This is a genomic window from Gemmiger formicilis, assembly GCF_900167555.1.
In the GTDB taxonomy this organism is placed as follows: Bacteria; Bacillota; Clostridia; order Oscillospirales; family Ruminococcaceae; genus Gemmiger; species Gemmiger formicilis.
In genome coordinates, this window is record NZ_FUYF01000046.1 from 1 (window position 1) to 6,842 (window position 6,842).

Below are 6,842 nucleotides of genomic sequence, written 5' to 3' on the forward strand. Positions count from 1 at the left end.
AATTCTAAGTGCCGATACGGCGAGCGAGGTGCGGCAGCTGCTAAGCCAAAAGCGCAGATAATACTGGATGTCTTATCGAGCATTTTGGCAACGCAGATGCCGTGCCGCAGCCGCCGCAGCGGTGCTTGAGCCGTTAGGCGGGAATTGTGCGGTGTTGCTTTAACAAAAATGCCGACAGACAGGCTGTCGTGTCGGAACGGATACCCGCCTGTCGGCTGTGATGAAGAAAAATGTGAATGGCTTATTTACCGCCGGTCATGGCAATGCCCTGAATAAACTGCTTTTGGAAGATTAGGTACAAAATTACCATGGGGATCATGGCCAGCAGGCTGCCTGCCATCAGCACCGGGAAGTTGGTGGTGTACTGACCGTTCAGGGTGGAAAGGCCGGCAGACAGGGTCATCATGTTCAGATCGGTGTTGCAGATCAGCGGCCACATCAGGTCGGCATAAGCGAACACCGCCGTAAAGATGGCCAGTGCCGCCATGCTGGGGCCGGTCAGCGGCAGCATGACCTTGACGAAGGTCTGCCACTTGTTGCAGCCGTCCAGATACGATGCCTCTGCAATCTCGTTGGGGATGCCCAGATACGCCTGCCGCAAAAAGAAGGTGCCGAAGGCGCTGACCAGACCGGGGAACACCAGTGCGAAGATGGAGTTGGTGGCACCCATCTTAGCCAGCATCTGGTACTGCGGAATAATGAAAATCTGGCTCGGCAGCATCATCTGCATCAGCACCAGACTGAACAGCAGCTTTTTGCAGGGAAATTCCAGCTTGGCAAAGGCATAGCCCGCCATGGAGCTGAACACCACCGCAAAGATCACACGGAACAGGATCAGCAGACCCGTATTGATGTAGAGCTTGGTAAAGGGCAGACTCTGCAATGCCTTGACAAAGCTGTCCAGATTCCATTGGGAGGGCAGGATCTGCGGCGGAATCGCCATAGACTCGGCCTGCGTCTTGAAGCTGGTAAGCACCATCCATACAAAGGGAAAGATCATGCTGATGCTGCCGAGGATCAAGACCAAATAGGTAAAGAACGTTGCGACATTCTTTCTGGTATTCAGACTGGCATTCATAGTTTACACCTCGTAATTGACCCACTTCTTCTGACCGATGAACTGCACCATCGTGACCAGACCAATCAGCAGCACGGTCCACACCACAATGGCCGATGCGTAGCCCTTATTGCCGGCAACAAAGCTCTCGCGGTAGAACAGATACATCAGGCTCTGTGCGCTGGTCAGCGCAGGGTTCGTCTGCTCCACCATCATGTAAATCAGGTCGTAGACCTTCAGGGAGGCCATCAGGCGCATGATGAGCACCACAAACAGGGTGGGCGACACCATGGGCAGCGTAATGCTGAAGAACTGGCGGATCTTGGATGCACCATCCAGCTCGGCAGCCTCGTACAGGGACCGGGAAATGTTCTGGATGCCGGACAGCAGCAGCACGGCATCGTAGCCGATGGAGCTCCAGATGGAAACGATGGCACAGGTGACCAGAACGATTCCGGGGTTGGTCAGCCAGCGGATGTTCGTGCCAAGAACCTGATTCAGAATGCCGTACTCCGCATTGAAGATCCACTTCCAGACCATCGCTACCGCAGCAGGAGCCACCACCATGGGCAGGAAGAAGATGGCACGGAAGGCGGTCTTTCCCTTGATGTTTGCGTTCAGCAGCACCGCCACGATCAGCGCCAGAAAAACGCCCACCGGCACAGTGAGGATGCAGAAGTAGAGGGAGTTCCAGTTTGCCTTCCAGAATTCCACATTGCGGAACATTTCAAGGTAGTTTTCCAGACCGCAGAACTGATAAGCTCCAAAGGCTTTCGTCTTGGAAAAGCTCATGTAGATGGTCTGGAAGAAGGGGATAATATTCAGAAGCATCAGACCGATGATGGTGGGAGCTACCATGACCAGCCCCCAGAAAGATCCATCCCGACCCAGTTTTGATGTGCTTTTCATTTGGTTCCTCCCAAGCTGCATTTTCAGCCCGCGCTGGCCTGATCCACGATGTCCTGCATATTCTGCAGGCCGGTTTCAATATCCTCGGTACCTGCGTAGATTTTCAGCAGCTCATCGTTGACCTTGCTCTTCCACTCCGGGCGAGAGGCGTTGTTGACGCTCTGGACGCTGTACTCAAACATATCAATGAAGCACTGGATATTGATAGGATACTCTGCAAAGCAGCCTGCCCAGGTTTCCTCCAACCCTTCATAGGCAGGGATGGCCGCACCGCTTTCGCCCTGAATGCGCTGACCCTCCTCGCTACCGAAGAATTTTAGGACATCCTTCACGGTATCCAGATTCTTGTTGTTGGCAGCAGTGGCGTAGCACAGACCGTTGGAGATGGTCGCACGGCCGTCGCCGCTTTCCGGGTCGGGGCACTTGGGCAGAACAGCCACATCCCACTTGCCCACCATTTCGGGGTAGTTCTGCAGCTCGGCAAGGATGTTCCAGTCGCCTTCCAGGAACATTGCGCCCTTCTCGGAGAAGAAGGCGGTGCCGGGAGCGGTCTCGGCAAAGTAGGTCTGGTCCGGGCACCAGTCGTTCTGCTGGAGACCGATGTAGAACTTCATTGCCTTTTCGGTGGCAGGCTGGGTAAAGCCCGCCTGGGTCTTGTCCTCGTTCAGGATGTAGCCGCCGGCCTGATACACAAAGTTCCAGTAGCCAAGCTGGTCGTCGGCGTATGCCATATAGCCGTACTTGCCGGTGGCAGCGTGAATCTTTTCAGATGCGCTGACCAGATCGTCCCAGGTCCAGTTCTCGTCCGGGTAAGCAACACCGGCAGCATCGAACATTTCTTTGTTATACACCAGACCAACCGTGTCCTTGTCCTTGGGGACTGCATACAGGGTGCCGTTGGAGCCCATGGCGTTGGACAGCGAAATCTCCGAGAACTTGTCCTTCTCCACGATGTCGGAGCAATCTGCCAGAATCCCGTTGTCGGCATACTTCAGCAGCTCGTTGGTGTGCATCCAGAAAATATCCGGCATCTGGTTGCTGGTGGCTGCAGCCTCCAGCTTGGTCCAGTATTCGTTCCAGCTGGTGACCTGCACCTCAATGCTGACATCCGGGTGCTGCTGGGTGTAGGCCGCACACATGGCCTCCATGCCTTCCTTCTGCGCAACGTCCCAAATCTGGAAGGTCAGTTCCGTCTTGCCGCCGGAAGAACTGCTGCCGCTGTTACCGCTGCAGCCTGCCAGCATAAGTACGGCACTCATTGCTGCGGCTGCCTTTACGAAATGTCTGCGAGAGATTTTCATTTTTTTCTCCTCCAAAGTCATGATTCCGAAGTGTGGGCTTCGTATGGTGCTGCACCGGCCGGGGCGATTTTTCCTACTTTTGTCAGCTCTTACAAAAGTAGTGAGAAAATTTTGTGCATTGTCACATTGCACAGTTTCTTTTCTCTTGTTGCACGATTATTATACCATTTGCCAGCGGCTTCGTAAATGCAAAAATGCTACTTGTTATATCTCAATTTGAAGGAATACTACGAATTGTGTTGAAGTCATCACGCATTTTGGTATATAATAAGAAAAAACGGACGGGAGGCGTCTTGTATGCAAGAACGTACAAAAAGAAACGTGTCAACGGAAACAAAATTAAAGTTCCATGTGTTTCAGGATGAGCGATTCGTCGATCTCAACTTATACCAATATGGCTGGGAACGGACAGAGCCTCTGCACTCCTATGGTCCCTATGCCCGCAACCACTATCTGTTCCACTATGTCATCTCCGGCAAAGGGCTGCTGCTTGCAAACGGGCAGGAATACGCCATCGAGGGCGGACATGGGTTTCTGATTGTTCCCGGTGAGGTCACCACCTACCGTGCCGATGAACAGAATCCGTGGGAATACACTTGGATCGAGTTTGACGGTCTGCGCGCCCACGAAGCCCTGAACCTTGCAGGCATCAACGGACAGAACCCTGTGTACTCGTCTGCAAGCGCCAAAGCCGGGCGGCTGCTGCAGGAGCAGATGCTCTTTCTTGTAAATCACAGTCAGGACAGCCCCATGCGTCAGATCGGCTACGGCTTTCTGTTTCTGGATCAGCTTGTGCAGTCCTCTGCCTCCCATCAGGCACAAAGCCCCCGCCGCCTGCGGGACTTTTATATGAAGGAGGCTTTGTCCTTCATAGAGCAGCATTACAGCGAGGATATCTCCATCGAGGATATCTCCGCCTTCTGCGGACTGAACCGCAGCTATTTCAGTAAGGTGTTTCGGGATACCATGGGCGAAAGCCCGCAGGGGTTCCTGCTGCACTACCGCATGGCACGGGCGGCACAGCTGCTGACCGAAAGCCGCCTGCCCATCAGCACCATCAGCACCATGGTCAGCTATCCCAATCAGCTTCACTTTTCCCGTGCGTTCAAAAATGTATATGGCATCAGCCCGCGGGACTATCGTGCAAAGCATCTTGCACTATAAAAATGGGTCTTATTCTGCGCTGTACGCCTTTCGATTTTTCCGACATATAAAAACGCCCCCCTTTGTCAGACCGAATCCTGTCGGCACCGGTGTCCATGTTAAGCTGACAGGCCCTTGCATCGTACTTCATACTCTTGTCCCTTCTGCCTTACGTCACTCTTACCGTGGTCTGTCGTGCTTTCTGATGATACGGTCCGGGACGCTTTTCGAAGGAAGCAGTGGATTCGTTCTGCTTTCCAAAGAATACAAAAAATCCGAACCCTTCCCCTATTGGGAAAAGTTCGGATTTTGTTGTTGTGGTGCATCTCTAGGGGCTCGAACCCTGGGCCCACTGATTAAGAGTCAGTTGCTCTTGCAAGTAGCAAGCTCTCGTGGTGTATTTCCATAGCAAACGCTTTAAGGCTCAAATTTGTTCGGAGTTTATGCTTTGTTGTCATGCGGTTGCAGGTGACATAAAAGCGGTTTACTCCGTACAATGGGTATTAAGATTTTGAACAGCACACCAATTTTGGAACACCCATCCAGCATAGCGACCTCGTCAAGATCGCGGGGAATGCCGCGCATATACTGCACAATCAAGAAAATGAAGAACGCATAGCCGAAAACCCAGGGTAGCGTCATGGAAACCAGAGTATTGGACAGACTGACTTTTTCATGATGATGTACTGTGGCACAACCATGATCTGAGAGGGAATCATCATCGTCGTGACGGTGCAGCCAAACCAGAAGTTGCCCCCCTTGAACTCTACACGGGATAGCGTTTCGGTGCGTGTAGTGTAAATCAACCTCGTTCATTGCCCACATTATTTCTCGCAGCGTACTCACCTGCTCTTTTTCCGGTGAGACCACCGGGGAACTGTATTCGTCCCCGGACGCATAAGAAGAAGAGACCGCTAAGACATCCCCGTCAACGAATGTAATATACATCGTTGGCGGTAATGTCTTGGCGGTCGTGCTGCATGGTGTCGGAGATTTCTTTCGGCTTGTCGCGGCATTCCTCTGTGAGGGTTTCTACAGCATCCTGCACGGAGATCGTATTATGGCAACGCAGATGCCGTGCCGCACACCGAGCCGCAGCGAGGCGCTTCGGAGCGCAACCGCCGCTTGCGGCGGCTCTTGGCGCGGAGATCCGCCTGAGGGATGCTCAAGCCGTCAGGCGGGAATTGTGCGGTGTTGCATTAGGTTTAACCGTAGGAAACATGAACTTGTTTGAACGCCTGGTTGTCGTTGTTGGTTGCTCATTTCTACCTGAGTAAAAGAATAACCAGTTTTATTGGTTTTCTTTTTTGCTTTTATAACATTCTGTAATGTAATCCAGCAGTGCCATATTTTTCAGGCGATAGATGGCTTCCTCTATAGAGCTTTACTTACTGACTTCTGCGCAATTTGCATAGAAGTTCAATTTTCCATAACGAAAAAATGAAAACATGGGAGAAGTTGTCCCTGATTATTTAGTGTCAAACGATTTATTCAAGAGGATTTGCAAAATCTGGCTGAAGAACTGAGGGAAACGGAGCAGCAGCTCTCCAAACTAGATGAAGGAAGAAAAAACAATATGATTGCCATCCGTGACTTGGAAATGACAAAAGAAAGGCTACGCATCTTTTGCAGAGTATGCAAAAGATGCGTAGCTGGAGGTTCTGGTCACATTGATCCAGACTATCGTAGAAAGAATTTATATCGTCGATAAAGATGATGAACGTTTCTGTCACATCTTCATCAAAGGCTGTGCGGACGAGGATTATACCGGCTTCTTCCAGACAGCCGGTTACATAGAGCAAAATACTACCCCTGTGTGTGATTCAGAACAGTATTGCATTGACAATATATTTTTTACATATGTTTTTATTCGTCACTTCTTTCCTCCACTAAGCAGATTATATCAAAGTGAATCAGAGTTGATTCACTTTTTTGAGTCAAGATTTTTGGATGAATCTAAACTGATTCACTCTGGAGTATATGTGAATTTGTATGTGTATCCGACTTGATTGCCCCCGCTTTGGGCGAGAACGTGTTTTGCTAGCATAGCGTTTGGATATCCACAAACGCATTTCTGGGGTGTTCCCCAGACCCCCTCGCTGCTCTTGTATGACGATAGTGACGCAGATGACGCTGTTTTGGGGATATCCCTATACCATATCCCAGATTCAGCGTCATTAGCGTCATCTGCGTCATTCTGATTTTGTATTTCTCGTAATATCACTATTTTTGTTTCGAGCAGTAGTAAACTGTAAGCGTCATTTCACTATAAGCGTGACGGTGATGACGATGATGACGGTGTTCGTGGGATAGGGTAAAGGGGTATATCAAAAACATCGTCATCACCGTCAGCATCGTCATTCTACAGGCAAGCCGTTTTAATCTGCGGCTTGCCTGTTTTATTTTGAGTAATGTGGCAGGGTTTTTGCCCC

Annotated in this window: 6 protein-coding genes; 1 reads left to right on the forward strand and 5 read right to left on the reverse strand. The window is 50.9% G+C overall.

The window, feature by feature from the left end; genetic code table 11:
* Nucleotides 1-241: 241 nt before the first annotated feature.
* Genes B5D32_RS14110 through B5D32_RS14120 form a run of 3 tightly spaced genes read right to left on the reverse strand, consistent with a single transcriptional unit; the run spans nt 242 to nt 3,225 of the window.
* On the reverse strand, nt 242-1,078 hold the full coding sequence (locus B5D32_RS14110; RefSeq protein ID WP_078785603.1) for a carbohydrate ABC transporter permease: 837 nt from the start codon (nt 1,076-1,078) through the stop codon (nt 242-244).
* Between the two features lie 3 nt (nt 1,079-1,081).
* Nucleotides 1,082-1,966 carry a carbohydrate ABC transporter permease gene (locus B5D32_RS14115; protein WP_078785604.1) on the reverse strand — a complete coding sequence of 295 codons (885 nt, stop codon included), beginning with the start codon at nt 1,964-1,966 and terminating at the stop codon, nt 1,082-1,084.
* Nucleotides 1,967-1,989: 23 nt separating this feature from the next.
* The gene (locus B5D32_RS14120) at nt 1,990-3,225 is read right to left on the reverse strand and encodes an ABC transporter substrate-binding protein (protein WP_242943479.1); all 1,236 of its coding nucleotides are present in this window, start codon (nt 3,223-3,225) and stop codon (nt 1,990-1,992) included.
* A 339-nt stretch (nt 3,226-3,564) separates the two neighbouring features.
* Between B5D32_RS14120 and B5D32_RS14125 the strand changes: the two genes are divergently transcribed.
* Nucleotides 3,565-4,431 (forward strand): AraC family transcriptional regulator, encoded by an 867-nt coding sequence (locus tag B5D32_RS14125; RefSeq protein ID WP_078785606.1) that lies wholly within the window; start codon nt 3,565-3,567, stop codon nt 4,429-4,431.
* Between the two features lie 420 nt (nt 4,432-4,851).
* Here B5D32_RS14125 and B5D32_RS14135 read toward each other — a convergent pair whose 3' ends face one another.
* Nucleotides 4,852-5,226, reverse strand: a complete 375-nt coding sequence (locus tag B5D32_RS14135; protein ID WP_078785607.1) for an ABC transporter permease subunit — start codon at nt 5,224-5,226, stop codon at nt 4,852-4,854.
* 1,407 nt (nt 5,227-6,633) lie between these two features.
* The coding region (locus B5D32_RS15465; RefSeq protein ID WP_207651137.1) for a hypothetical protein at nt 6,634-6,842 on the reverse strand (209 nt) is incomplete at its 5' end.

Coding starts and splice junctions, on each gene's coding strand:
- B5D32_RS14135 (WP_078785607.1), bottom strand. CDS start 5,226: ATGAACGAGGTTGATTTACACTACACGCACCGAAACGCTATCCCGTGT.
- B5D32_RS14120 (WP_242943479.1), bottom strand. CDS start 3,225: ATGAGTGCCGTACTTATGCTGGCAGGCTGCAGCGGTAACAGCGGCAGC.
- B5D32_RS14115 (WP_078785604.1), bottom strand. CDS start 1,966: ATGAAAAGCACATCAAAACTGGGTCGGGATGGATCTTTCTGGGGGCTG.
- B5D32_RS14125 (WP_078785606.1), top strand. CDS start 3,565: ATGCAAGAACGTACAAAAAGAAACGTGTCAACGGAAACAAAATTAAAG.
- B5D32_RS14110 (WP_078785603.1), bottom strand. CDS start 1,078: ATGAATGCCAGTCTGAATACCAGAAAGAATGTCGCAACGTTCTTTACC.